Source organism: Maridesulfovibrio frigidus DSM 17176, from assembly GCF_000711735.1.
GTDB lineage: Bacteria > Desulfobacterota > Desulfovibrionia > Desulfovibrionales > Desulfovibrionaceae > Maridesulfovibrio > Maridesulfovibrio frigidus.
This window is the reverse complement of the sequence record NZ_JONL01000014.1, coordinates 1-25965: the sequence shown is the minus strand read 5'-3', so window position 1 is coordinate 25965 and position 25965 is coordinate 1. Positions and strand designations below refer to the sequence as shown.

The window sequence follows — 25965 nt, the reverse complement described above, 5'->3', positions numbered from 1 at the left end:
TTCGCATCTTCTATTGTCTCGTGAAGATTCTTTTTTACTTGAACGTTATTTATTTTTTCTAAGTCAGGGACTTGCTTAAATACAGTTGCATTCTCAGGTAGGTTTTTTAGTGCATCATAAAATTTTGTTTTATCTACAATACACTCCGGTGTGGATAAGACACTTGGGGCATGGATAATTGAAAATATGCCATGGGATATCGAACTATTCGCTAAATCTTTGCGCTTTCTTTCAACCCAAGCTTGAAGATTTATTTCTATTTCATCTAAATTGTATTCTGGAAAATAGAACCATTCAGAATCCCATATATGGTTCTCGTTTATTGAAGAGGGAAGAGCTACCGTTGCACAAAAACGTATAAAAAAACCAGTTAAGCAATTGTTCATGACGATTCGAGACAGAATGTCGTCTTCTGGTTGATCTTTATACTTAAGTAAAACGGGAAGCTGAGCGAAGATTTTTTTGTCTTCTGGCAAAGATTTTATGACATCCAAGAAGGTCTTTATTTGTTCATTTTTGTATTGAAAAATAAGATTTTCAGCAGGGATTATTTCTAACAATCCTGCATTTATTTTCCAAGAATCTTTTAAAGTGATGTTTATCATTTGTCCTCCAATCTTTTGATTTCAACTTTTTCCTGATCCATGCCTGTACCGGCGACTAGAATTGCTTTTTCAAAGATCTCATCCACGATCATGGCGTTGCCTTTGACCCTGTAATTAACGATTGCTTCCTCGCCAGCTTTCTCAACAAGCAGGACAGGAATTTCAGTTTGTGTGGATGTTCTGGGGAGCTGAATGAAGGTTCTAATTCCGTCATTGTAGACTCGCATTGGCTTCCACTCTGCATCATCTCCCGTTATGGAGTAGCTGAAATCAAGCTTGGATAGATCTGTGGAGGCTCCTTCTATTTCAGTTGTTTCCCATGAGTCTTTACGCCGTTTCTTTTTCAGACTGGCTTTGAGTACTTTTTCCTGATCTTCTGGATAGATGAACGCCACATACGGGGTGTAGCCCTTTCTGCGGGATATCAGCTTAAGATGGTAAGTTCTGCGGTCAGTGGTGATAACTGCTGTTGTGACAAGTCCTGCATCAAGAGGTTTAATCACAATGTGAGTGCTTTCGCGTCCCGGCACACCTGACTGAGCGACAACAACAATCCATCTTGCTGTATCACCGACAATGACATCATTGACGTTTTCACCGGGCTGAAGCTCTAGATCTGAAGCCATAAGCGGCGTACATATTATAGTCGGCAGAGTGGCTCCGAATACATAAACAACTTTGCCGTTGCTCAGCATTATCGGGTTGATTTTTCTATTCATCCATTCTTTGGAAAGTGTTAAGGCTTTCCATTCTTTCGCGTTCAGACTAACGGTCGTTTTGCTGATATAGTCCGGCGCGGGTTGGTTAATTGCCACTTCTTTTAGCTCTTTGCGATTCCCTCCTGCATTGTTCACAGGAGTAGGACTGTGTTGTGCAAAAACTTTGTTCATTAATCCTTGTGGTTCTGCCTCTGGTGCTGCCGAGACAGAGCTACAAGTCAGTAAAACAAGGCAGAATGATATGAAAATAATTCGGTTCATTATGGCTCCTATTGTTCAAGAAGTTTTGCCCAGGACAATTCAGTGATATAAACACCGACAGGATTCCTGATAATTTGGCTGTCTGTTGTTGGGGGAGAAATGCGAACCTTAAGTGTCGCTTCATATTTAGTGCTGGACATGGCTACACCTCCATGGTTTCGGATAGTCTCGAGCCATGCAATGCGCCAGCTTTCAGAGCTGACTGGAAGGGGGATTCCTTTAATATCAACTTCAACGAGAATCTTGCGGCCTCGCTCGTAAGGGCTGTTGCTTTCGTACCAGGAGCGGACAGTTCCGCGCGCTGCGCCGGTGACAAATGAAGATGTCTTAGTGACCATCTTTTCTTGAAGTCCAATGTCAGCTGTAACTGTGCGCCAGTTTACAATCAGGTTTGCAACTTCAGCCTGAATTATTCTGCCAGATACATCGCCCACACTGTCTGCTCGTTTTACCGCTACAGTGTGACCAAGCTTGTCGACCTCAACCACATAAGGCACAACTTTGTTCTTCGATATTTGCAAGACGTTTGCAGTTAGGCAAAGAACGCAGATTACGATAAGGCCCAGCGTGGCATTTCTCCAGTGGTTGCGGCTTGTTATATAGCTGCCATACCGCTCAAACCATTCTTCTTTGGCGGCAAGGTATGGAGCATCGTTTCCCTTAGGCATTGTTAACTCCATGTGTAGCGTGTTGATTTGAATTCATTTGTTTACTCACCTGATCCCTCACCGCCTTTTCCCATTTTGAAAACTTCATGTTGTGCTTTTATGCTGCTACCTAATTTGGCAGCACCACTTGGGCTACGGCCATCTCTCATGGCGTTAATTCCAGAGGTAGCCATATGACCAAGCTTGCCAAAACCAGTCATCCCAGCTGTGTCGGCAAAGCCGCTGGCTTCTCGCACGGCAGCAACTCCATCTTTTGCTGATGCCGCGCTACCAAGAGTGCCTTTCACTCCTTGAAGGGCAGTATTTGTACCAGTGCTTACAGCTGTGACCGCTGAAGTAAGGGCGCCGCCAGAAGTGGTGAGTGGACCGTTGATAAGGCCAGAAATAATGTCAGGAATGGTCATGGCTAGGACGAGAATTATGATTGATGCCCCTAGTATCACTAGGGTTTGCGAGAAAGTGGCTTCTGTGTTGCGGAAAGAGGCAATAAACTCGATGCTTAAAGACAGTAGAAGCTGAATAGAAAAAAGTTTCATTGCGACTGAACAAGCATATTTGATAAAATTAACGGCATAATCTTTAGTGATTTTAGATCCGCCAAAACCAAGCAGAATAATACCCGCATTTAATATGATGTAACCTTCACATTTAATGACAATAACTTGGGCGGCTATTAAAGAAAAAGTTATGCATATCGCGATTGCAATAAGTATAATGCCGATAGCCTTAGCTACGTTGTAATTAATGCTATTAAGAAGGATATCAAATATTTGGATTCCTGCGATAAAGACACTTCCCGCTGTTGCCGGTGGTGCTCCAAGTTCTTCCCCGACTCCGGATAGGCCTCTAATCATCATATTTGTCCACTCAGTATAATGAGTGAGGATTAGGAGCATTATTCCAGCGTAAAGAAAAAGCATTATAAACTCGGCTATTACATCTTGAAGTTGTGTTCTTTTGAGCGCGCTTTTAATTCCCAGAAAACAAACATCCAAGGTCAGAAGTAATTTAAACAGGCTTAATGCGTAGTGGGTCAAACGTTCGGACCATTGACTCGCTTTGGCGTGAAATTGTACCGCTATTTGAGATAATATTCCTGTAATCGGCCCATTGGGTTGTGCCTCCTGTGCGGAGGCCGTAACGGCAATCAGCAATATAAAAAATATTGTCAAAATTGATGACAAGAAGAGAGTTTTGTTTGTGATTTGCATGATTAGTTAACCCTAAAACCCAAGAGGCTCAGGGCCTGCATCTTTCATTTGTAAATCTCCGAACTGAGGCTTAAAGAACTTATCTTGATCGTGCCGAAGCACTTGATCATCCTTTTCATCTTTTTCGTTAATCAAAGCTTGATTTTGGATCTGAGTTGCAAAAAGAGCGCGTAACTTTCTAACTTCTTGTATTTGAACGCTGGAAAGCTGGTTTGCTGCTTCCAACGCTTGCATCCGCCCTTCTGGAGAACTCAGTAGCTCTTCAATATGAGAGTCGAATTCATCAGAATCAATAATGTCCTTCAGTTGTTGTCCTGAAACTTTAAATGTAGCTTTCGTTGCGTCATCAACTCTCTTTGACCAGTTTGCCCAATACTCCCTATACTGAGACCCAAATTCCTTATTTGGCAGCCCTGTAAGTTTTTTTGCAGAGTCAAAGTCTGGGTAATAAGCATCATAGACACCATCCATAACTTCAAGATCTCCTACCGTAGTAACTAGATCTTGTGATATTTGAGCCAACCTTTTGAAGTCCCTGATAACGCTATTTTTAATTGCAAATGGCAGGCGAATTGTATTCTTTACCATGTTGGAATATTCTAGAATGTTTTGCCGAACCATCATGATTTGTTGCTGAGTCTGCATCATTTCTTCAGCATAAGTTTTGTACATTGTAGCAAGACCTTCAATATTAGTTACTCGCTCAAGCATCTGTAAGATTTTGTCACTACAGTTCAAGCAAGTTACTGTCATCGCTGACGATGGCGTTGCTATTGCTAAATAGATAACTATGAGAATGGGGATTACTGTCGATTTCATTTAGTAATCTCCTTGTCAGCTCCTACGCACGTTAATTTGTAGTTTACCTCAATCGTAGTCCCAGTAGGGAAGTGCTTTTTTAGAGCTTCGAGCACTTCATTAACATCCTGCTTCTTTTCTTCCACAGTGCATTCCGGATCATCAGAAGGTACCAAGAACTTTGCTCCTTCTCCTGAGCGTATCCACTTCGGGTTCATTCCACTTACTTCAAGAGCTTTAAGAAGCCACTCCGAAGGCATGCTTGCTCTTCTTTTGGCGTCTGAAATGGAAGATTGGCGAATGCCTAGTTTGTCGGCTACTTGGACCTGAGTGGCGTTCGGGCCAAGGCCAACTCCTTCCTTGAATCGCGTTAGAGACTCGAGGAAAGCTCTTAACTGATCGTCCGTAACAGTTCTGTCTTTTTTCATCGGAAATCTCCTCTTCGTTCATCTAGCCATATCTGAGGCCAGTCTTCATGTTTTGCTGAAAGTTCTTTGATACGTGCAAGGCTGGTCTTGTCCGAAGAAGCAGCAAAAGATAAGGCCACAGGACCTAAGGCCAATTCAATCAGCCTGCGCCCTTCAGGGGAAACTATGTAGTAATCTCTCTTGGGAGTAGAAGATGCGACGATCTGTATCTGACGAGAGTTGAGTCCTAAACCTTGATACATATTGTATTGCGCTTCTTGAATTGCTGAAGGGTTTGGCAGGAAAATTTTGGTTGGGCATGACTCCATAAGAACATCAAGAATTCCAGACCGGACAGCATCAGACAAAGACTGCGTAGCAAGTACAACTGCACAGTTGGCTTTACGTAAAACTTTGAGCCATTCCCGAATCTGTTCCTTAAAAACTTTGTGACCAAGCATTATCCATGCTTCATCAAGAATCAGTAAAGCTGGTTGCCCTGTGAGAGCCCTTTCAATGCGATGGAAAAGATAAAGAAGAACCGGAATAAGGTTCTTGTCCCCGAGATTCATGAGTTCTTCAATTTCGAACACCATGAAGTCGGATATTCCAAGGTCATCAGTAGCAGAATCAAGTAGCATCCCCATTGAACCTTGATTAGTGTAGTGTTTGATAGCATCCCGAAGTTCATCGTTCTGAAGGGCATGGTAAAAGTCTGTTAACGATCTTAAGTTTTCAGGGTTTTCCCTGATGAGGTTCATAGCAACGTGGATCGCATTTCGATGGGCAGGGAGGACAGTAAGCCCTTGCAAAGTAGCTAGATTTTCGATCCATGCTTCAGCCCAGCTTTGTTCTGCATCTGAATCAAGGTGTTGAAGGGGCGCAAAGGCAAGTTTTGAATCCTCGCCAGCAATTTCATAGTGAGATCCTCCAGCTCCTTTGCAGAGGGGCAACATGGATCTTCCTTTGTCAAAGGCAAAAATTGTTGCTTTGGGATATCTTCTAAATTGAGCAGCAATTATTGACAGGAGAGTTGATTTACCCGCTCCCGTCGGCCCAAAAACCAATGTGTGGCCAATGTCGCTCACATGAAGGTTCATTCGGAAAGGTGTTGAACCATCAGTCGCACAGTACATTAGAGGAGGGGATGACGGTGGAAATTTGTCAGAGGGGTTATGTTTTCTGCCTGCCCATATTGTCGCCAATGGGAGCAGATCAGCCAGATTCATTGTATTAATGATTGGTCTGCGTATGTTTGAAAAGGAATTGCCAGGGTGAGAGCCAAGCCATGCTTCAAGGGTATTGATAGTTTCAATACGGCACGAAAATCCACGGCCTTGAATCATGCGGCGTAATTCTCTAGTGTTATCTTCTAGTTTTTGGAGATCTTCGCTAAACATAATAATGTTTGCGGTATAAAAACCTGCTCCAACAAACCCGTCTTGAATTTCCGCTATTGCTCCTTCAGCGTCTGCCGTCATGTTGACCGCATCAATGTTTTCCTTTGCACTGGGATTATTGAACATTCCATCCCAGAATTTTATAATCTGTTGCTGCCAAGTCTTTCTATATTTATCCAATTCCGCGAGAGCTTCATATTGATCCATGCAAATAAAGCGACTTGAAAATCGGTACTCAATAGGCAGTGCCTCAAAGCAACTCAGCATTGATGGCCAGCTTTCCTGTGGAAGTCCGTCTAGCGCGATAACCTTTATATATTTCTCGCCGATTTGAGGCTGTAATCCTCCAATCAGATCTTGACTGCCAATCAGGGCATCTAAGTACATTGGTGTGCGTGGAAGCACGATGGAATGATCGTTCCCCGTAATGCACTTATTAAGAAATGACAGTAGTTCAGAGCGAATTTCTGAATTTCCATGCTCATCTTCAACTGTGTAGTCTGTGAGTCCTTTTAGGTACATAGAAAGCGAAAGTGAATCTTCTAGTTCTCGGATTACCGTTAGAAATTTATTCACTGTTTTTTCAAGTAGATTGCTTTCTGAAAAGTTTGCATATGCAAAATTGTCAAGCTTTTGTCCTATTAATTCAGGTTTGTAGGTGACTATTAGGAAGGTTTCGGTAGCATAGAACGTTCCTGCGGATTCAAACATTTTTCTCCGTTCATCCTCAATAGCTCGAGTGACAAAGTCAGGGAAAAAACTGGTTCCGGCATGTGGATATTTTGTGGCAGGAGAGCGGACAGCTTCAACGTGGAGCATCCAGCCTGATTCTAATGCTTTCAGCGCGTTATTAACTCTACCGCTTACTGTCGCCAGTTCCTCTTCAGTACTTGAGGCTGTATCCTGCGACCGGAACTTCCAACCAGCCATGAGAGATCCATTTTTGCAAAGCAGAACTCCATTACTAATCATTGCTGCATATGGCAGTAAGTCAGGAAGTCCTTTTGCAGAGTCTCGATAGTCTTTGAGATTAATCATTCTTACATGTTCCTATGAACGGAAAGTTGTTGAGCGGGCAGGGTAAAAATCTTGTTGGTGATAAAGCCTTCTCCATATCTTGGACATTTGGGGGTCTTTTTTTGCCAATTGTCTAAGTATGAACACAGTTACCAGCCAAAAAAGGAATCCGGCAGTAGCGGATAGGATCGTTAAGCCTCCAATTCCAACAAGCATGGAGATTAATGCTGAGTACATTAAAAGATCCCGCTCAGCTCCCATGACGAGTGATGGGCGATGAAGCGATCTGTGAATAGGAACCTTTCTCACAGGACCGCCCCTTGAAAAGTGAAAACGCTATTAACAATGGTTCCTGCGAATGCAATGCATGAGATGGCGAAAACAACGTTCAAAAGTATCTTGAAACCTCCATCGAGGCTTTCTTTTTTCGATATGAAAGCAATCCCAGAAGTCGCAAACGCAGCAATAGAAACCCAGCGTCCAACAGGTCCTGTAATGGTGCCAACAATTGTCTCAAAAGGGGTACTAAACTCTTCGATTGCTTTTGATGCAAACGCCATTTCTGGAACAAGTATCAACCCTATTGTTAACAAACATAGTAGGTTCGTTTTATTCATTGGAAAAAGGCTTTTCATTGTGGATGTACTCCAATTCATATTTTTGTTTAATGGCGTCATAGCCAGAAACAGTCGCTACTTCTGAAATTGTTCTACCTTCGTCCGTGCGGCGGATATAGATTAGGAAATCTATGGTTGAGCCTATTAAATACGGCATGGGAGACGTGGAAACCTCTGCTATAAGATTTTCAATGCGCAGCAGTCCTTCAGCAGCGGAGTTTGCATGAACGGTTGCAACTCCTCCCGGGTGGCCCGTGTTCCAGCTCTTGAGCAGTTCAAGGGCTTCCCCACCTCTGACTTCTCCAACAAGTATCCGGTCCGGGCGAAGTCTCATTGTCGCCCGGACCAATGTCTTAATGGATATGTGGTCTGAAGATCGGAGGGAAATTGTGTTGCGCGAGTGACTTTGCAATTCTGCGGTGTCCTCAATGATGACAATACGGTCGGAAGGAGAAATTGTTGAAATAGATTTGATTATACCATTAACCAGTGTGGTTTTTCCTGATCCTGTACCGCCCACAACGACTATGTTATTTTTGTCGCTTACAGCATTTTTTATTGATTCCATGACCTTAAGAGTCATAATTCCATTTTCAACATAGTCTTCAAGTGAGAAAATCTGGCTGGCTTTTTTACGAATGGTAAATGATGGAGCTTCCACAACTGGAGGATAAAGGCCCTCAAATCTACTCCCATTGAGTGGCTTAGCCTTGGGAAGCTCTCCTTCAACTATAGCCTTCTCCGCAGTCACAGTTGTATCTAGGGAGCTGGCAACCAGAGAAATGATCATGGAAACTTTAGCGGGTTCTATTTTTCCTACAATCTTCATCCCTTCACCAAGTCGTTCAATCCATAAATTCCCGTCAGGGTTGGCCATGATTTCAACCACTTTTTCATCTCCCATGGCTTGAACGATGATTGTCCCCATATTATGGAGGAGGTTGTTTACAAGGCGGTCTTCCATCATTAACCCCAGACAATCGTTGAAACCGACACAATCAAAGACAACACAAACATGATCACGGCTAGAAACCCCATATTCCTTATTGAAACAAGGAAAGAGGTCATCTCTTGCTGGTGTTGGCTAACAACGCTTAGGCAGTTTTCAACACTGGTTTTAACGCCTTTGCTCAACAGTGTATTTGTTGCTTTGCGAACCTCTGTTGTAAAAGCTAAGACATGAACATTCATGTCTTCAGAAAGCTTCTGGTCGTGGTTTTTGATCACTTCTTCAAACTCATCCAGAAAGGCGCGATGCACCGTTACAAGCATGAGAATAGGATCATTCTCATCAAGTAGGATGTTGTGCTTTTCAGCGATAAGCTCGCGCACTTTCTGGATGGTGAGGGGGGCGTTGTTAGACATGAATGGGCCCTACATGTCACAGGCTGAGATGACTTGTTTGATTTCAGTCCATATCATGCTCAGGCGCTGCCTTGTCATTATAGGCAGAGTGCTTTCTTGAGCTTGCTGAAAGGTCATTTTATTCGTCAGTAGATCTTCCAGATCTCGACCAAATGTTTCTTTCTTTTTCTGGGGAAGGTGGATCAATGCGGCAAGTCGATCTATATTGTCTTTATAAACTTTGAATTCTTCAAAGCTTTTGCCCTTGAGGTTGATCTGACCAAAGTATCCATTGAGCCATATGTAGATAGGCACTTCAAAAGCTTTCAGTAGAGAGTTTAAGCCACTCAGTGTATCAGGTAGGGCTTGGCCGCCGGTAACAACCGTGTGGATATTTACCTGATGGCCGCTTTCGCGGAGCAGTTCAAATACGTTGTTGTCAGCAAGGTAGCTAGCTAAGGGAACGAAGGTGGCGGCTCCATTATCAATGACCATTTGTGAGTCTTCAGGAAGAGCCAGCATGAGTTCAACCAGAGTGTCAAAGCGTCTGGGATCAATGTCGTTGCCGTTCATAATGTCCAATGCAGTTACATTGAATTTTTTGTATCCTGCAAAGGTCGCGTTAACCGGGTCAGTATCAACGCAACTGACGTCCTTTCCAGATTCCAAAAGGTACTGAGTAATAAGGCTGGCAATCAGGCTTTTTCCTACGCCGCCTTTGCCCTGTAAAATCATGTGGATAGTCGCCATTGTCTTCTCCTATTATAGTTAACCTACTAAATCTTCCTGAAGCTCTTCTTCACTAACGTCTTTTTTATGAACAAATGCCGAGTCGTTTTTTGGATTGACCTGGCTAGAACCGCCTCCGGCACTGTTGATAGGGAATGCTTGAGTTGCGGAAGCGGTTCCACAGGCAGGTACACCTAGTTGTGAGGACTTATTGCTTTGGCTCTGTCCTGAACGGTCAAAACGGCAGAAATGTATGTAAGTCATGGTGATTTTACCTTCACCGCTCAGTTGATCGAAAACAGCCTTCTTGGTGTATCCTGCTTGGATGAGGTTATTTATTTCACGTAGGTTTGCTCTGTATTCTACTCGTGCATAACCTCGGTCTTTTTTAGACATCTTCCTTCTCAAGCAGCATCATGCCCATTACTCTCTTGGCTTCTGGTAGCCCTTTAGTCAGAGCTGTTCGAAAAGGTCGGTATCCTGAATAACCAAGTTTCTCGGCTACCTTGGTGTAGGTTTCGAATTTTTTTAAAAGCCGCTCGATGAGGTATTTGTCGCTGATTTTCATAATACCGATCTATGCTAATTTAGCACATGGTGTCAATGCTAATTTAGCAAATGATTTTAATTTAGTTTTGTATACGGTAGGTAGATGAGAAATTATGAATATGAATTTGAGCGAGCTTTGGTCTTAGAGATTGTGGCTTTGTATCAATCTCAGGGGTTTGGCCATACTGATTTTGCAAAAAAGATGTATGGGGATACGTCAACAGCACCGTCAAAATGGTGGAAGGTGAGAGAAATGTCCCCTACAGGTAAACCTCAGAGTTTTCCTGTGGCTGAAGCTGTTAAGGCTTCCCGTGTGCTTGGTATTGAAGTTGCTAGTCTTTTCTTTCGAGTTCAGGAGAAGATGAAGTAGGTTGTATTTCTTCTTTTCGCTGGTCATCAAGTTCTTCAGCTGTCTTTTGAAGTTCTGTTCCTATCAAAGAGAGGATGCATCCAATCCTTTCGTCAACAATCCCAGATAGAAAAATTATAGTAGCAGCCAGTTTGTATATGGTTGTAATCTGAATTCGCATATGAGCTCCTTTTCGGCGCTGCTGACGATGGAGACTGTCTATATGTAGAATAATCTCTTGTGCGGTTTTTTCTTTTGTGCTAAATTAGCATAAATTAGCTGTTTAAAAAGTGCTAGAAAGAAACTAACTGGAGTGGGTATGGCGGGTTTTATTGATTGGGAGCGTCCACTAAATGAGCAAGAGACAAATTTTAAGACAATGCTCGTTGAGGCTTTGCCGCCCATAATATCTAGAAACGAGGTAAGTAATCTCACTGGTGGCTGGATCTCACCGAAAACCTTGCGAAATGATGATAGTCAAATGAAGGGCCCGAGACGTAAATTTATTAGTGGTCGCAAAGTGCTTTATAAATGTGATGAGTTAGTCGAGTATGGAATACGACGATTTGGTATTATGGAGAAAGTGAGTTTGCTATAGTGAGCGATCCCTCAATCTTGTTCAAGATTGAGGGATCGCTTTTTTTGTTTTGCAATATAATAAGGTCGCATTGTAAACTTGGGAAGAATTATGAATAAAAATTGTCTCTACGAATATCAAGTTCGCGCTGGCGAAGAAATGGAAATTTTTCATGCAAAAATAGCTGAGACTTATCCTTCTGGATACAGTTTTGAAGCTAAGTGGGGGGGGCAAAAGGTGCGACCAGACAAGAAAAAGGGAAGAGATCCTTACTCCCCATAGGAAGAAACTGAAGGTGGAAATAGAAACTTTTTTTTAAATTTAGTTTGATGACAATTAGGGACGTAAGTACAAATGAGATTTTCTTTAACTCTAGTTCTTGGTTAGGTCTTCTTTGCTATATTTTTGAGGCTCTTTACAATTGTTTAGATCAGTTCCTCGAAAAGAAGCTCTTTCAAATTTGACTTTTCCCATTCTTGCTTTTGATAAGTGAACCCTGTGTAATGTTGCCCCCTGGAAATTAGCCCCATAAAGATTGGCTTCTTCTAAGTTTGCGTCAGTAAGGATTGCTTTTTGGGCCCTAACCCATGAACAATCAGTCTTTCTAAGATCTGTTTTTTCTAGATTTGACCATGCTAAATCTGCTCCTTCTAGTTTTGCCTCAATAAGGCACGCTTTTCGTAAGTTTGCATACTGCAAGTCTGTCTTTTCAAAATATGAATTTTTAAGATCTGCCTCTAAAAAAGTAGTATGCTTTAGATCCGCACCTGAAAAAATACATTTATATGCTATTACTTTATTTAAGCAGCTCCAAGCAAGATTTGCTTTATATAAATCAAGACGGTGGAACATTTGTCCTGAAATATTTAAGTAAGATAAACAATTAAGAAGAGTTTCTACTTTTACTTCACCCTTTGGCCTTTGAATTCGGTGTATAAGCTCACTAAAAGAAGTTCTAGTTGGCCATTTAATATTTGAAATTGTTTCAGTACAAACGGCACAAATATTTAGAATGACAAACAGCGACTCTTCGGCATTTCGAGCATACATGCACATTTCTTTAAAGGTTCGGCAATCCTGAAAAATTGATTTAGAATAATTATTTTTAAGTAATGAGTTAATCTTTTCAATCAACATTTGCTGCCAGCTTATAATCGTTTTTTTATCATGCTGGCCAATTTCCCACTGAATAAATTGCAAAAAATCCATTTCTATAGGAGCATATCCAAATATACGCACCCATTTTCTAAAGAAGTCTTCGTTACTATATAAATCCCCAGCATGATAAAGCCTTTCAACTTCCTCAACTATTCTTCGAGCAGCTAAATATTCTCCAAAGCTTTTATGCGTAAATTCAAAAGCTCTGTTTCCACTGTAATCTTTCCCGGCAGAGCCAAAGTAAAAAGATACTAATAGTTTTGCATATGGATTATCGCCACGTTGCTCAATACTTTTCATTAAAGGAGCAAATTGACTTTCTGTGCTGCAACGACTTTTGATTTTTTCCCATGTAGTAACTCTAACTTCGCCTCCTTGCCAAGCGCAGAGGGCAATTTCCTTTAAAAGCTTATTGAAATCCTCTTTTTTTACACCCCTTCCTGGGTATTTACTTATTGAAAACTTTTTATTAAAAACTTGTTCAAGTAAATGTTTATAAATAGTATTTATATTGGTATCCCTAGATACGACTATTCCATTCTCTACAGCCAAAGCAAGAAGGTAATTTAACAACGGTTGAGCAGATATTTCCTGCAAGGAATTCATTTTAAAAAAACTAGGAAGCCGAGTATCCTCAATACCTTTTACTTTACAATATCTATTCCACCACATGAGACGTTGGTCAGTACTTATGATTTTTTCGGACTCCTCACTGTATGTGCGTTGCTCATCTGGATTAACTAAATATCCTAAAACTGTAATTACACCTATTTTCCCTGAGCCCCACATTTCGACTGTTTCTACAGCTAAATTTCTGCCTGTGATAATTGTTTTGAACTTTTGATAGTTGCTTTGAGATCTTGTCAAATATCCCATAAAATTTTCAGCAGCTTTATACCCAAGTGGGCCTGATTCGGATATTTCATCAAGTCCGTCTAAGACAAGCAAGGTTGCCTCTTTTAAAGCTCCAGAGTCTCTATCAAACCCGCTATGTTCATACAGATAGTCATCAACTGCTCTCGCAAAATTAATATCAATGTTGAACTTTTGCAGTTGAATAAAAATTACTTTCTCTCCATAGGTCGCAAGCTTACTACAAAGTTTTTTCGCAAAAGATGATTTACCACAACCTGGTCCACCTTTAATAAAAAGTAGGTTATCTTTTTGCTTTAACCAGTTTTCCACCTTTTTTAAAATGTCGCAGGCTTGCTTCAGAGAATCGTCACTATCTACTAAATAACTCCCTCTTAATGGGATATAGATTGTATTTAGTCCAAAGGAGGAATCGAATACTCTTTCGGTAAAAAGAAGTTGCAAGCGAGCAAGGTATGACTTCCACTGCTCTTCCTTACGAATAAGGTCATTAAATGGACATGCCAAAGACTCTCTAAGAAATTTATATTTTTCTCCATTTTTTACCCATTCATTCCGGATATTATATACAAATTGAAAGGGGAGGTTCTCTATAATATTTTTTGCATCTAATGAGGCTATCCCCATCTCCTCTAAAATACCATGTAACAGCTTCTGAGCAGGTACAATAATATTTATTAGGTCTGGATTCTCAACAAAATCAGGTTTAATATTAAATTGTGTTTCATAAAATTCTAATAATATTTTTTCGATATTCTTTTCGCCGCCCTGTATAGGGTTAGATGGTAAGTCGTTGTTCTTGTTGACAATGTCCCCTATAGTTTGGAGTAAAGATCTTACAACCAAATAATTAGCTTCGTCCTTCCAAGATTTATTTTGTTTGAGTAAACTGATTGAGTCTAGCATCTCTATCCCAGCATACGTCATATTCTCATGATTTCCGAAAGACGCGCTCAAAGCACTTTTTATAGTGGCAAAAAGCAATTTTTTAAAATCAACTTTAAGTTCAAACGCAAAAAGTTTTTTTATAGGATCTTTCATCTATGCTCCATACTCTCAAAAAATTATCTGATCATCTTCCATTGTTATGGGATAGTGATAAAATGTATACTAGGTTAACGTCAACGAGCTATTTATAAGCTCTTAAATCATATTTCTAAAACGAAACTGCGTTGATGTTTACAGCACACAAAAAAATAGGTTTTGCTTTGATGCTCTGGACAAATGCGGCATAAATTGTTTAATATAGTTAATCTATAACATCCCGTAAATATAATCTTTTTAGCCTGAGCCGAAGTTCTAGTTTTTAATACGAACATATAAACCAAGCGATCGGTAACAACATGGGTAAGATTAAAAAAAGAATAACCGTCCGATTTTTCTCAATCGGTGCAAATAATGACTTTTTTAAAGACTTCATATCGATCCACCAAGCTAATCAAATTAATGATAAGCCCGTGCGGGTTTTCAGTATAAGAGACAAAAAACATCTCATCAAAATTCATGACGAATTAGACCACAAAGGACGTAAAGTTTACTTTTTGTCTGTTGTAAGAGAGCGTAATACCTGGCAAGCTAGAGCCCTGGCAGATGGAACCATCTCAGCAATCCCATTAAACCAGGGCATTCTTGGTGACCCCTACTACTATTTGGTAGTCCCTGAGTGTAAAATTATTTTAGGTTTTACCACTGGCCCAAGTGCTAGTGTTCGGAGTGTGGCAAATGCAATACTACAGCATTTTAAAAAAGACAGAACATCAGTAATTATTCTTGAGCCTATTTCCAAAGAGCGTGAATATGCAAAGCTCCAAGACCTAACTGAATTCACTGAAGTCCGCTTTAGTGTAGACCCCTCTTCATTGAATGAATCAGGAGATGAACTGCCCAGCATATTTAAAGGGTTGAATGCCTCCCCATTTATGGCAAATAGCTCTAAATTAGAACTCACCATTTCTGACTTTGGAGAAGAAGGGTTTACGCAAGAAGCTCTTCTTGATGCTGTTGACTATCTATCTGACAATGAATGCTGCACAACCCTCATTGTAAAAGGAGTCGATAGAGAAGGCGAAAAGCGGCAGCTAAACCTCAACACAGCATACCTCAGCCATAGCTCCTTTATCAATCTTCGAGGGAAATTTATAGATGAAAAATTAGCGAAAGACATTATCCTTAATGCACTAACATCATACGAAATCTTACAATAACATTTTTTCGATCTCTTTCTTCGTGATCGAGTGTATTTCTGCTAATTGGCCTTGCTCATATAACTGACGAAGAGCTTCAAAAGAAGAGACTTCAATTCCATCTCCAAGAAGGCCATGGACTTCTACAGCTGTCTCTCTGGATAATCCCAAGCTAACCAACTGGATAAGACGTTTTTCACACCCTCCGACTTCAATAAAAGCATGCAGCTTAACACTTACAACCTCAACTTCTTTAGATTTCGCAGCATTAGCAAGGAGGAGTTGATAACAGCGCAAAGCTGAAGCCATTTTGAAACGTATATCGGTATTAATTGTTTTGATCACATCCCGGACATTTTTATTACACTTTCTGTCTTGATGGCGAGCTATTTGCTCTGTAATAATCAAACGCAGAGGATCTCCCTGAATCCACTTTTTTGCGATAACACAAGCAAATGCAACGCTACTCGCGCTAGGAAGAAATATTCCAAATTGGTTGAGCTCAGAACAAATCTTTTCAAGTTGTGCATATAACGACTGAGATCTGGGGTGAGGAAGTGCCCACTGAGATAAGTCATCTTGTTCTATGAGAAAGTTATACAATGTATTTTGTTGAAGGTATCCAACGGTGGGATTGGCTTCTAAAGTAAACGAGTCGACCCGCAAGCTGTCATATGCGCTTTGAACTTTACTAAGTAACGCGTCCTTCTCTATGTCTTGAAGCGTAAGCTCTCTGGCAGAAAATGTTGTCGTTATGGCGCCAGATTCAAGCTCTCGCAACAGCTTATTTGCGATTGTATAGTAAGTATACTGATCATCTTCTGAATGATCATACTCTCCATCAAGGGCTTTTATGACTCCATCAAGATCTTCATTTAGAATTTGGTAGTAAGTTGGTATCTTATCAGCTTCTTCATCGTCAGAATCAAAATAGTCATTATACGCCCATTCTTCAGGATCTACCAAGAAAATGTTACCCGCAAAATGCTCAAGCATACGGCCTGCTCTACCTGTGATATTATCCAGTCTTACATTCTCAATCCTTTCAGAAGTTTTATAAGGAATCAGCTGAATAGGATTTTGCAAAAATAAGTTTTTAGCCGGAAGATTTACACCTTCAGCTAAGGTGCTAGTACAAACAATAAAATCAACCTCTTTCTCCCGAACAAGAGTTTCAACCATTCGTCTGACAACACCGGGGAGAGGTCCGTAATGGAAGGCCACTCCCTTCTTTAGGTTGTCTGCGAGCGAAAATTCTGGATGTAAAAATCTAGTTACATAATCAGCTGCTTCGGCAAGTCGAGGGCTATTTTTTTCTTCCATGATTAAGGTTGCGATATCACGCGCAACATCTTCACAGTAATTTGTTTTATTACGATAGATAATGTTACTTTCCCCAACACCAAGTCTATAGACCATCTGCGAAAGCTTATCTCCAGTATAGTTTTTCTTAATAGTCACTGGAAATTCATCGTTCCTTCGTGAGAGTAATATATTTCTACCTTGCAGTTTTGTATTAATAAGAATCTTTGCTACGGGCGAGTGTTTTGTTGTCTTTGTAGAAAATTCAGTATTTTCAAACACTGAATTGAAAGCATTCAAATACTTACTTGAGGGCATGCTTATTATTATCTGTGGATTACTTCCTTCAAGTAATTTTTGCAATGTCATGTGCAACAATACGCCGCGACTTTTGTCGGAAATGTTATGTGCCTCATCAACAAATAGGTAATCAAATGAAAGTAAACCCGTTTGAAGTATTTCAAAAAGCCTTTCCTGAGTCATCACAAAGAAAGTCTTGTCTTTAAAAACACCTTCCTTTGGCACGGTACATATTTCAATGTCATTTTCACAGGATATACTTTTTACAATATCGTAAATCTTACTTGCAACCTCAGAAATAAGTGCCCGAGTAGGAACAACAATAGCAGTAAATGCTCCAGGACTACTAGCGACCTCATCTATCAAATACTGCAATATAACATGAGTCTTTCCTGTTGACGTTGGAGCAGAAGTGATAACATCTTCACCATTAGTAAGGTCTTCCCATAAGCTACGTTGATAATCAGTCAAAGGATGATCTATTTCATCCACAGTGTTCAAAGTTTTTCGAAGGTCTCTTCTTGCTTCATCAAACACACTGACCTTGAAGTTAATATTTGAAAATTTATTCTGCAGCAACGTTATATTGGGGAAGTCCCCAGCTTCGTTAAAAACATGATCAGCAATTGCTACAAGCTCTGGAGTCTCATCGCCACAGACATATAAAAGCATAGAGAGAAGTTCCGCACCTTCTTTCTTCATCAGCTCATCATCAGACTGGTAAAAATATTGTAACGATGTTGTTAAGTTCTTAACAACATCCCGTTCAATCGAATATTCTTCGTCTGCGGTTTTTTTAACATACGCGCCGAAAAGTATACCTGACGCCGCACTGAAATCGGCGCTATTGAAAATTTTGTTTGAGAGCTTTGTATAAAATGAGCTCATTTTTCAATCCCCATATAGTCAACAAATCCATTCACAACATCTGTTATTGAAGAGAAGGGAAGCATTAACAGTGTTGTTTTACCACATGGCTTCCCTTTCTCAGTGAGTTTTGAGTAAAAATCTCCAATATACTCTGAAGCTTTCTTTGTGTAACTATCGATATAAGTTTTATCATCTTCAAAACAGGTTAAATCTGAAAAGCCAATAAAACATGGAGAATGGACCACATCTTCTACAACATTACTATTATCGAATGGATTTAAAAAAGATAGGAGCTCTTCCTCAATATCATTATCTATATCTGGAAAGTTGATATGTGTTTGTATGAGACTAAACTCATGTTCATAATTATCCAAAGCATTAGAAATGGACGTTGTTGCCTTCGTAGCCGCACTCTTAAATGATTTATAAAGCTTTGATTCGCCAAGGTATAAACGGAGAGATCCATCAATATACTGTGCATGAACAGCATCAGCGCCGAAAACCGGCATCCTACGTGAGCTTTTTTGAGAGACTTTGCTTAGAATCTTCGGAGCTTCTAAATACACATCAAGCAATGTGAACAAAATAAGCTCTCCAAGTTCTCCGTGGGCCGTTTTTTTACTTAAAAATTTTACTGCATTTTTAAATAGATTCTCAGCAACCTCCGGACTTTTTATCGCTAGTCTTTTTTCTATTTGAGCATGAGAAAACACAAAATTAGCCAGAAGACAGCTTTCAATTATTTTAAACAGCGGCGAAATATCACATTCTCCGTTAGCACAAGGAAGATAAATTAGACGTGCATCAACGGAGTCATCTCCCCACTTCCAGCTTACGTCGACCTCTTGGAGAATCTCACGAATTTCTGCCGAATTTTCTAGCTGAGTTTTAAGTTTTGCCATTGTTCAACCTTGTTAAGGTGTTTTAGGTGCTAATTCATCTATGAAGATTTTTTAAGGTCAGTAATTTGATCTTTTATTTTTTGAATATAGTTAACATATTCGCCTTCACTATTCGAAAAACGTGTTCCTGAAAGCTTATATGATTCTGACGTCTGTAGTTTCGTGGCTGTGGTAGAGACTTGGATGTTGTTAGAAAGTTTTAAGTATTCATAGTACAGGTCTACATCTAGATCAACTGTAGTTGTTTTTTTAGGTTGTAATGCTGGAGAAAACGCTATGATTTCATCTGTTGATATCTTCTTGTCGTTTGAGTTGAAATCTATCCCTACTTTCAAAGAGTGTATTTCTTTGTCACTATTGTTTTTGATTGTTACATGGACTTTAGCTTTATTAATTAACCCCATTTTTTTGCCGGTAACACTGAGCTGTTCTGTCATCTGGTGAGTGCTGCTCACCTCAAGTTGGGATAATGCCGTTATTGCTTTATCCTGTGCTTCCTTTTGTGCTCGGAGTTTGGAAAGTTGCAAAGAGCTTTCTTTTAGTCGCTTTTCAAGACGCGCTATTTTTTTATGTCGCTTATTCTGTTTGTAACTTTTCAAAACGGAATCGGCGTGAGCATTAATTTGATTTGGTGTGTATCCATTAATGCTTGAAAGGCGTCGAATGAAAATAGGGCCGAACCAGTCTTCCAGAACGTAAATATCTTGTATGCGCATTTCGGAGTCTATGCTCGTTTTAGCTCCTCCTGTGGCAATCACTGCGAAAGACTGGCGGAGTTTTTCTTTGTCCTCAGGGCTTATGTCTTTAATGATTGTTGATATGGAAGTTTGGAACGTCTGCTCTGACGATGTGTCCACGACCGCTTTACTCCAGCCAACAAGAATGAAAAGTGATAGTGTTAATATTGCTGCTAATATGCGTTTATTCATTGCTCTTCTCCTGTACTTATAATTTCAACTGCTTAATATCAAAGTGTGTGTCTTAGATCAATAAGTCAAGTTGCTGTCTCTCGTTTTTTACATGAATTGGTGCTTGCATTTTCTTGTGTGGTTATTATTTTGTGTTTTGGAATAATAAAACAATTTAGTGATGGAGTATTTATGAAAGCTGCACAAATATGTGGAAACCTTGCATCAGATGACACTGATGAGCAATATCCGGTAGTTGCCTACTGTGATGAATGTTTTGAACGCCTTATGTTGGCTGGAGAAGATTCTGTTATTGTAAATGAAGTCTCCTATGAAGCTTCTCACGGTGATGAATGCCACAGTTGTGAGAAAACTGTTGAAGATGAGCGTCTTGAGCAGGAAGGAAGCTAGGCCGCATTAAATTTCATTTTTTACTGGGAAGTGGAGTTATTTTATGGTGAGTAACTCCACCGCCCCTTGAGACATATCTGGACTGAGGTGTGCATACCTCATTGTCATATTGATGGTCTTGTGTCTCATAAGAGTTTTGATTCTGTAGATGTCCACTCCAGCGATGGCAAGCCAGGATGCGAAGGTATGGCGTAAAGAATGAAAAACAATTCTCTGGCTCTTGGCCGTGGCCAGCTTATTCAGTTCTAATTCGTCCACAACGTCTTTAAACTTGTGTGACAAGTTTTCCCGTTTTTTTCCTCCTGCTGCCGGAGGAAAAATCAACGCATCGCTAGATTCTTTCTTTCTGCGCATAAGCATCTCAAGTGCAGCAGAATTGATTGGAATATTTCCACCCGGTTTTTGGCCACTACTTATAAGGCGTACCGTAAGAGATTTTCCATAAAAATTTACATCGTGCCACTCCACGCGCTGGATCTCGCCCATCCTCATGCCCGTGTTTAGCGATAATACAACGGCATCATGCAGGTCCTGCCAGCTTTTTCGGCGAATTTCTATGGTTGCTTTTTCTTTTTTTTCTATGGTGCTAGAAATGATCAGCTTAGCTTCTTCTTTGGTTAAAAAACGTTGTCTCTGATTGTTGTTTCCAATGTGGGGTAGATCAACGTGCTCCAAAGGAGTTTGTCCTGGGAAGATGACTACATCACCAACTACCGTTGCCGCTGCACGATTGAAAACAGATCTAATGATGGCCATGTGATGAAGAACCGTAGCGTCAGCTAGGCCATCATCGTATAACTCGTCCATAAACTCTTGTAGCAGCTCTGGAGTAATGGCCGGCAAAGGGAGCTCTCCGAGAAAAGGGTGGATACGGTTGTTAGCCCTTTTTACGTCATCAGCCCATGTTGTTCGTTTTTTGCGATCTCGTTTCCAAGGAATATAGAATTGCTCAAAGAATTCTCGGAAAGTTATTTCTTTGACTTGTTCTTGCTCTTCATGGAGTTTTGATTCGGCCTGTTTTCGTTCATGTTCGGCTTTGAGTCCTGTAAATGTTGTTGGCCCAGATCCTTTTTTGTAATTCTGTTGTAATGTGTGGCGGATGCTGACTAATTCGGAGACTTTCCAGCCTTCAGAGGACCAGCCAATTCCTTCTTCAGTTTTTTGCCCTCCGCGCGACCAGCGGCAACTATAGTATCGATCAAGTTTTCCTTTATATTTACGGTCTGGGAATTCATAGTAGCGGAGGCCTATAGCCCCTTTGACTTTTGTCCATTTTGCTTTTGTCGTTTTCATTATCCCACCATACTCCCACTTTGCGCAGCTTTCAAGGGACGTCAGGGGACAATGTGTATTTTTAAACCCTTTAAATACACGGTCTAGGGACGCCAAGGGACACTAAACAACTCTTTGTAAATGGACTCAAAATCCGCCGGTAGTGATACCATGAGAGTTCAATTCTCTCTCCCGGTACCAGATAAATCAAGGGTTTATAGCTTTAGGGCTGTAAACCCTTTTTTTGTGCGTGGTGTTTTGTACAACTCCTGTACAACTTTTTTTGGGTGTGTGGCGAGGGGAAGGGCTTGGACCATCATCCTAGCAGCTATCTGAATAACTCTTCCAATATAAAGTTCTAAATGAGTTGAAGTCATTGCTAGCTATCGCATCTTGTTATAACTTTGACGCTTACATAAAAACTATAACCATCGTAATTATGACAGACGAAAAGCAAAAAACAAAAGAATCACCGAAAATATGGAAAGCTAAAGCTTGGAATAAATGGCATTGGCTTCAATACCACGCTGCTATAGCAACAAATAAATACTCTTCAAGAACATTCTTAATAGCCCTTGCTATTACTTACATTTCCACCTTTGCTTTTCTTCCGTCCTTCGAACTGCTCCCTAACAATTTTTTCTCAAATAATTTTCAACCTCTAACATCGCTTTTTTTGTCTCTAGGCTGTGCCTTGCTGGGATCTTCTGCAATAGCGTTCTCGTTTATGATGTTTGCTATGCAAGTCAACATAGAGCGTCTTCCGCACGGTCTTTTTCATAAATTCAGCTCTGACAAAAAACTGCTTTTTTATCTCACTGGCTCGATTGGACTAGCAATCTCAATAGTATCTCTATCGATGATCCCCGACTCTTCGTGGGCTGCTTTTGCCGTAGCAAATTCAACCATAGGAACAATCTCAATTTTTGTTCTCTTTCTTTGCGGTTATAAGCGTGCTTTGAGTTTAATCGACCCATCAAACCAGTTAGAAATACTTTTAAAAGAGACGCAAAAAAGCTTCCAAATTTGGGATAAGAGATGCGAAAGAGCTAGGCCTTTTTATCATACAGACTCAGATAATGAGCTAGATTTATTAGCCGAAAACTCTATGGACTTTAGCCGAAGAGCATACTTCGAGAATAATCCATACTGGCATAATCAAGCAGTTGAAGCGTGCAAGCATTCAATATCATTCGCTAACAAGTATGCCTCAAGAGGGGAATATGAGATCTCAGGGAAAGCTTTAAATTGCATCATATTAGTTAATAGTGAATACGTAAAAATAAAAGGAACAACTTTTTTTTCAAACAATTCGTTCATTCCAACCGGATACAGTCACGATAATTTCATTAGCCATTCCCTTGAGCTAATCAGACAATATACGAGTACTGGACTGCACAACAAAGACGAAAGACACATTGAACAGGCACTTAGTTGCATGCATTCTCTTGCTAATATTTTTCTTGCTATTAAATACAGTTCAGTGCGTTCAAATAAAAGCCATGCCAATTTGGCCCTTGGATACTTAGAACGAGCGATAATGAACATAGTACCACTCTGCATGGATGATGTTATAATGAACGGACTTAGAGAAATAGGAGACCTTTCAAGAGAATATGCATTACAAGCTCAACCTAATGATTTGGCCCAATTTGCTGAAACGATATGCAAAATATCTCTAACAAGAATGAGTTCGCCAGACTCATTTCCTGTAGTTCAAATCGCTAGCGAACAACTTTCAAAACTTACTCTAAATGCACTTTGCAACTGCAAAGAAGGTACCTCGTACTTATTTTCAACTATATCTTCTCAGTCGTATTCTCTCATTAGTGTTGTTTTCAGCACTATCCCAGATGCTCCGCTTTTAAGCAATCACAGCAGTTATTTGAGCTCCTTATATTCACCTATAAACACCCAAGGTTTCATGCGCTTATTCCTTGGATTAACAGCAGAACTTTCAAGACAAGAAAGCACGCTTGTTGATAGCCATGAACATTGTTTTTTGAATATTATTGAATGGTTAAAATCTATTCAAGACAGCCACGTCAAAATATTCAATCAAGCAGCCAGTTCCCAATTGCCAATTTGTACGGATTTAGTAATGTGGACAACTTCAATAATTAAGGGGCTTATAACCCTAACAAAATCACCACACTGCCCAGAAGAACTAGTTCCCCGCCTTCATAAGCATATTGTCGGTCTATCTAGGACTTTCATTTACACAGAGGAAAGCAGGGACATCTTTTCACACCTTGAAACCAACAGTGTTACCAGCAATATTTTTTCTTGTTGCCAATACGCATGGCAAGAAGAAATTCCAGAACTATCTGAGAAACTACAAGAAGTACTTTTTAATTGGACAAAGAAGGCTGGACAATTTGAAACTGGGTGGGGAATTGCTGGTAGAGGAATTCTTGGAATATGCGCTTTTTCTCTTATAGTAGATAATCCCATTTTCTTTGAAAAAACCAAAAATCAAATAGAATCACTTGCCGAAATATTTCCTCAAAACATTCTAGAATCAGTTATTCGTGATTTAGCAGGAGAAATTTCATCATCGGATAACTATAGTTACTCGGACTCAGAAATTAAAATAACACTAAGAAACGTAGATTTACAAAAGAAGAACATTTTGCTGAACGAAGTGATTGAAATTTTGCGTTAAGGCTGTCCACAGTCTATTGTCGACTAAGAATGTATTTTATGGGTTCGCAGGGAATATTATGACTAACGAAGCAGAAAACAACTGGCATAAAAGACCAACCCACCTAACCATATACGCAGAAGACATGCTAAATCACGTAAGATCCTTCTCACGTGACAAACAGCATTTCAAACGGTCTCTCTCCTTGCTTGAAGACAGAGCACACGGAAGTCTTTTCCTCTTTCCCATGAAGATTGTTGAGCAAATGCTTAAAGCTTTCCCCGTCGTAGCTTATACAAATCTTGCTGATATAGATTTAAGGCATGTAATCTCGCCAGCTCCGTCTGTACTTAAAGCAATCTCTTTTTATCAGCCAATCCAGCAGTTACTTAAAATTATAGCCATTTCTAATGATCTCCTAGACGAGCTAGATGATAATAAAAGAATTTCAAGATTGTCCCTCCTTATGCTGGGCGAAGAAGTAGACAGCTTTTATGACTGGGCCTTCAAAACTTACCCTCGAGAAAAATACGGCACTGATGAAGCTCGTCCTAAAAAAGCCGTTGAAGAAAATATAGAGTGGTTTGCTCTTCTTTGTGATCATCTTAAATTGGGTGAAAAGACTTCTGCCCGCAGCTTCTGGAATATGATCAAAACTCAATCTGCCCCCGAAAAACCGATATGCTTTGACGACTATCAGGTAGTTTTCCATGCGGACATTCTTTTTTATTCTGAGCTGCCCATGACCCCGAAGGAATGGAACGATTATTTTGTCGATAGAAATGCAGATAAAATTGTTTTCAAGACATTTGAGAATTACCTATCCAGATACAAAAAGAATATCCCAATTAATCCCATAAGCAGCGAATAGCATTGATTAACGGCCATTAACGTAGGATAAAAAACTCTCCCACTTTTCCGCACGGCTACCCTCTCGGTGCTAATCTTCATACAACATAACAGGTGTACGGAGGTTAACACGCATGCCAACTAAAAAATCCAACGACTCTTCTGGTGCAGATCTCAAAATTCTGCACGAAACTCTTCCCCCTATCATTGCCCGCAAGGATGTTCAGCTTTACCTTGGTGGCCTTATTTCTAGCGGGTATCTTGCGAACCTTGATTCTCAGGGACGTGGACCTAAAAGTATAAAGAGCGGTCGGAGAGTTGCTTACCTCCGGGGTGATCTTATCACATGGCTAGAAAGCTGGTTGCAGGGGTAAGAGACTTAAATGAATAAAGAAACGAACACATCAAAAATAGTCCATAGACTGTGTAATGATGAGCAATTTGCCTTTCAAGAAAGCGCAGCCAATTTGATTAAAGGAATTTGTCCGCAATGTGGTAAAAAAGAACTGTTCATCTCCAAAGAAAAGCCGTGGCAGTTGAAATGCAACAGGCTCAACCATTGCGGATTCGAAGAAAGCGTCAAAAACATTTATCCTGATCTTTTTGGCTGTCTTTCAAAAAGATATCCTGCAACAGACCAAAATCCAAACAGAACCGCTGATGCCTTTCTGACTAAGGATCGAGGCTTTGATCTGTCCATCATCAAAGGATGGTATGAGCAGAAAGCCTACCTATTTCCTGACACAAATAAATTCTGTAGCACTGTGCGATTTTATCTGGATAAAAATCGCACTAGATATTGGGAAAGGCTCATAGGTAAAACTACGAAAGACGGACAAAAAGCAAATTTTGGAGGAAAACGAAAAGCTGACGGTTCTATTTATAAAGGGGATGTCTGGTCACCGCCAGATATGCCCATCAATGCGGGTGATAAAATATTTATTGTGGAAGGAATATTTCATGCCATAGCATTGAATCATCGCAAATATAAAGCGGTCGCAGCTTTTAGCTGTAATCATTTCCCCGAAGCATTCATCCAGCA

27 protein-coding genes and 1 pseudogene are annotated in these 25965 nt (G+C 40.3%); 8 read left to right on the top strand and 20 right to left on the bottom strand.

The window, feature by feature from the left end:
- The 14 genes from BR06_RS0118860 to BR06_RS0118795 form a co-directional block, all read right to left on the bottom strand.
- A partial coding sequence (locus tag BR06_RS0118860; RefSeq protein WP_031483929.1) for a hypothetical protein occupies nt 1-605 on the bottom strand: 605 nt, incomplete at its 3' end.
- On the bottom strand, nt 602-1585 hold the full coding sequence (gene trbG, locus BR06_RS0118855; protein ID WP_031485859.1) for a P-type conjugative transfer protein TrbG: 984 nt from the start codon (nt 1583-1585) through the stop codon (nt 602-604). The genes trbG and BR06_RS0118860, both read right to left, overlap by 4 nt.
- A gap of 8 nt (nt 1586-1593) precedes the next feature.
- The gene (locus tag BR06_RS0118850; RefSeq protein WP_034603217.1) at nt 1594-2253 is read right to left on the bottom strand and encodes a type IV secretion system protein; all 660 of its coding nucleotides are present in this window, start codon (nt 2251-2253) and stop codon (nt 1594-1596) included.
- A gap of 41 nt (nt 2254-2294) precedes the next feature.
- Nucleotides 2295-3464 carry a P-type conjugative transfer protein TrbL gene (trbL, locus tag BR06_RS0118845; RefSeq protein WP_031485857.1) on the bottom strand — a complete coding sequence of 390 codons (1170 nt, stop codon included), beginning with the start codon at nt 3462-3464 and terminating at the stop codon, nt 2295-2297.
- 12 nt (nt 3465-3476) lie between these two features.
- Nucleotides 3477-4283 carry a P-type conjugative transfer protein TrbJ gene (gene trbJ, locus BR06_RS20025; RefSeq protein ID WP_051677207.1) on the bottom strand — a complete coding sequence of 269 codons (807 nt, stop codon included), beginning with the start codon at nt 4281-4283 and terminating at the stop codon, nt 3477-3479.
- Complete coding sequence (locus tag BR06_RS20435; RefSeq protein WP_051677206.1) at nt 4280-4690, bottom strand: helix-turn-helix domain-containing protein; 411 nt, start codon at nt 4688-4690, stop codon at nt 4280-4282. Before BR06_RS20435 ends, trbJ begins: the two co-directional genes overlap by 4 nt.
- Nucleotides 4687-7107, bottom strand: coding sequence for a VirB4 family type IV secretion/conjugal transfer ATPase (locus tag BR06_RS0118830; RefSeq protein ID WP_031485852.1), 2421 nt, complete (start codon nt 7105-7107; stop codon nt 4687-4689). The genes BR06_RS20435 and BR06_RS0118830 overlap by 4 nt, the downstream gene beginning before the upstream one ends.
- Nucleotides 7108-7119: 12 nt before the next feature.
- A complete protein-coding gene (gene trbD / locus BR06_RS0118825) occupies nt 7120-7395 on the bottom strand; it encodes a conjugal transfer protein TrbD (RefSeq protein ID WP_031485850.1) in 276 nt (91 codons plus the stop codon).
- A complete protein-coding gene (locus BR06_RS0118820) occupies nt 7392-7721 on the bottom strand; it encodes a TrbC/VirB2 family protein (RefSeq protein WP_235727761.1) in 330 nt (109 codons plus the stop codon). Before BR06_RS0118820 ends, trbD begins: the two co-directional genes overlap by 4 nt.
- The gene (gene trbB, locus BR06_RS0118815; RefSeq protein ID WP_031485845.1) at nt 7696-8670 is read right to left on the bottom strand and encodes a P-type conjugative transfer ATPase TrbB; all 975 of its coding nucleotides are present in this window, start codon (nt 8668-8670) and stop codon (nt 7696-7698) included. Before trbB ends, BR06_RS0118820 begins: the two co-directional genes overlap by 26 nt.
- Nucleotides 8670-9068: a hypothetical protein gene (locus BR06_RS0118810; protein ID WP_031485843.1), complete on the bottom strand. Its 399-nt coding sequence runs from the start codon at nt 9066-9068 to the stop codon at nt 8670-8672. The genes trbB and BR06_RS0118810 overlap by 1 nt, the downstream gene beginning before the upstream one ends.
- 9 nt (nt 9069-9077) lie before the next feature.
- Complete coding sequence (locus BR06_RS0118805) at nt 9078-9797, bottom strand: nucleotide-binding protein (RefSeq protein WP_031485841.1); 720 nt, start codon at nt 9795-9797, stop codon at nt 9078-9080.
- A gap of 18 nt (nt 9798-9815) precedes the next feature.
- A complete protein-coding gene (locus BR06_RS0118800; RefSeq protein ID WP_031485839.1) occupies nt 9816-10172 on the bottom strand; it encodes a TraK family protein in 357 nt (118 codons plus the stop codon).
- Entirely contained in the window at nt 10165-10344 is a 180-nt protein-coding gene (locus BR06_RS0118795; RefSeq protein WP_031485837.1) for a hypothetical protein, read from the bottom strand. The genes BR06_RS0118800 and BR06_RS0118795 overlap by 8 nt, the downstream gene beginning before the upstream one ends.
- 84 nt (nt 10345-10428) lie before the next feature.
- On the opposite strand from BR06_RS0118795, the gene BR06_RS20430 reads away from it, so the two are divergent.
- Nucleotides 10429-10695, top strand: coding sequence for a hypothetical protein (locus BR06_RS20430; RefSeq protein ID WP_156952753.1), 267 nt, complete (start codon nt 10429-10431; stop codon nt 10693-10695).
- Here the strand turns inward: BR06_RS20430 and BR06_RS0118790 are convergent.
- Nucleotides 10658-10855 carry a hypothetical protein gene (locus BR06_RS0118790; RefSeq protein ID WP_031485836.1) on the bottom strand — a complete coding sequence of 66 codons (198 nt, stop codon included), beginning with the start codon at nt 10853-10855 and terminating at the stop codon, nt 10658-10660. The two genes, BR06_RS20430 and BR06_RS0118790, sit on opposite strands and share 38 nt — an antisense overlap.
- A gap of 507 nt (nt 10856-11362) precedes the next feature.
- On the opposite strand from BR06_RS0118790, the gene BR06_RS20425 reads away from it, so the two are divergent.
- Nucleotides 11363-11533, top strand: a complete 171-nt coding sequence (locus BR06_RS20425) for a hypothetical protein (RefSeq protein ID WP_156952752.1) — start codon at nt 11363-11365, stop codon at nt 11531-11533.
- Nucleotides 11534-11623: 90 nt separating this feature from the next.
- On the opposite strand, the gene BR06_RS20015 is transcribed toward BR06_RS20425, so the two are convergent.
- The gene (locus tag BR06_RS20015; RefSeq protein ID WP_031485832.1) at nt 11624-14323 is read right to left on the bottom strand and encodes a pentapeptide repeat-containing protein; all 2700 of its coding nucleotides are present in this window, start codon (nt 14321-14323) and stop codon (nt 11624-11626) included.
- Between the two features lie 302 nt (nt 14324-14625).
- Between BR06_RS20015 and BR06_RS0118770 the strand changes: the two genes are divergently transcribed.
- Nucleotides 14626-15486: a hypothetical protein gene (locus tag BR06_RS0118770; protein WP_031485830.1), complete on the top strand. Its 861-nt coding sequence runs from the start codon at nt 14626-14628 to the stop codon at nt 15484-15486.
- Here BR06_RS0118770 and BR06_RS0118765 read toward each other — a convergent pair.
- From BR06_RS0118765 to BR06_RS0118755, 3 genes are read right to left on the bottom strand one after another with little or no spacing between them, the layout of a single operon-like run.
- On the bottom strand, nt 15478-17955 hold the full coding sequence (locus tag BR06_RS0118765) for a DEAD/DEAH box helicase (RefSeq protein WP_031485827.1): 2478 nt from the start codon (nt 17953-17955) through the stop codon (nt 15478-15480). The genes BR06_RS0118770 and BR06_RS0118765 overlap by 9 nt on opposite strands.
- Nucleotides 17952-18839, bottom strand: a complete 888-nt coding sequence (locus tag BR06_RS0118760; RefSeq protein WP_031485826.1) for a HamA C-terminal domain-containing protein — start codon at nt 18837-18839, stop codon at nt 17952-17954. The genes BR06_RS0118765 and BR06_RS0118760 overlap by 4 nt, the downstream gene beginning before the upstream one ends.
- Nucleotides 18840-18877: 38 nt before the next feature.
- Nucleotides 18878-19768: a DUF6694 family lipoprotein gene (locus tag BR06_RS0118755; protein ID WP_031485824.1), complete on the bottom strand. Its 891-nt coding sequence runs from the start codon at nt 19766-19768 to the stop codon at nt 18878-18880.
- Between the two features lie 171 nt (nt 19769-19939).
- On the opposite strand from BR06_RS0118755, the gene BR06_RS0118750 reads away from it, so the two are divergent.
- Nucleotides 19940-20158: a hypothetical protein gene (locus BR06_RS0118750; protein ID WP_031485822.1), complete on the top strand. Its 219-nt coding sequence runs from the start codon at nt 19940-19942 to the stop codon at nt 20156-20158.
- Nucleotides 20159-20194: 36 nt separating this feature from the next.
- On the opposite strand, the gene BR06_RS0118745 is transcribed toward BR06_RS0118750, so the two are convergent.
- Nucleotides 20195-21451, bottom strand: coding sequence for a tyrosine-type recombinase/integrase (locus BR06_RS0118745; protein ID WP_031485819.1), 1257 nt, complete (start codon nt 21449-21451; stop codon nt 20195-20197).
- 418 nt (nt 21452-21869) lie between these two features.
- Between BR06_RS0118745 and BR06_RS0118735 the strand changes: the two genes are divergently transcribed.
- The 4 genes and pseudogenes from BR06_RS0118735 to BR06_RS0118720 all read left to right on the top strand — a co-directional run.
- Complete coding sequence (locus BR06_RS0118735) at nt 21870-24095, top strand: hypothetical protein (RefSeq protein WP_156952751.1); 2226 nt, start codon at nt 21870-21872, stop codon at nt 24093-24095.
- 58 nt (nt 24096-24153) lie between these two features.
- A complete protein-coding gene (locus BR06_RS0118730) occupies nt 24154-24945 on the top strand; it encodes a hypothetical protein (protein ID WP_031485815.1) in 792 nt (263 codons plus the stop codon).
- 112 nt (nt 24946-25057) lie between these two features.
- Nucleotides 25058-25297, top strand: coding sequence for a helix-turn-helix transcriptional regulator (locus BR06_RS0118725; protein WP_031485813.1), 240 nt, complete (start codon nt 25058-25060; stop codon nt 25295-25297).
- A 9-nt stretch (nt 25298-25306) separates the two neighbouring features.
- A pseudogene (locus BR06_RS0118720) lies at nt 25307-25965 on the top strand (hypothetical protein); the annotation flags it as partial.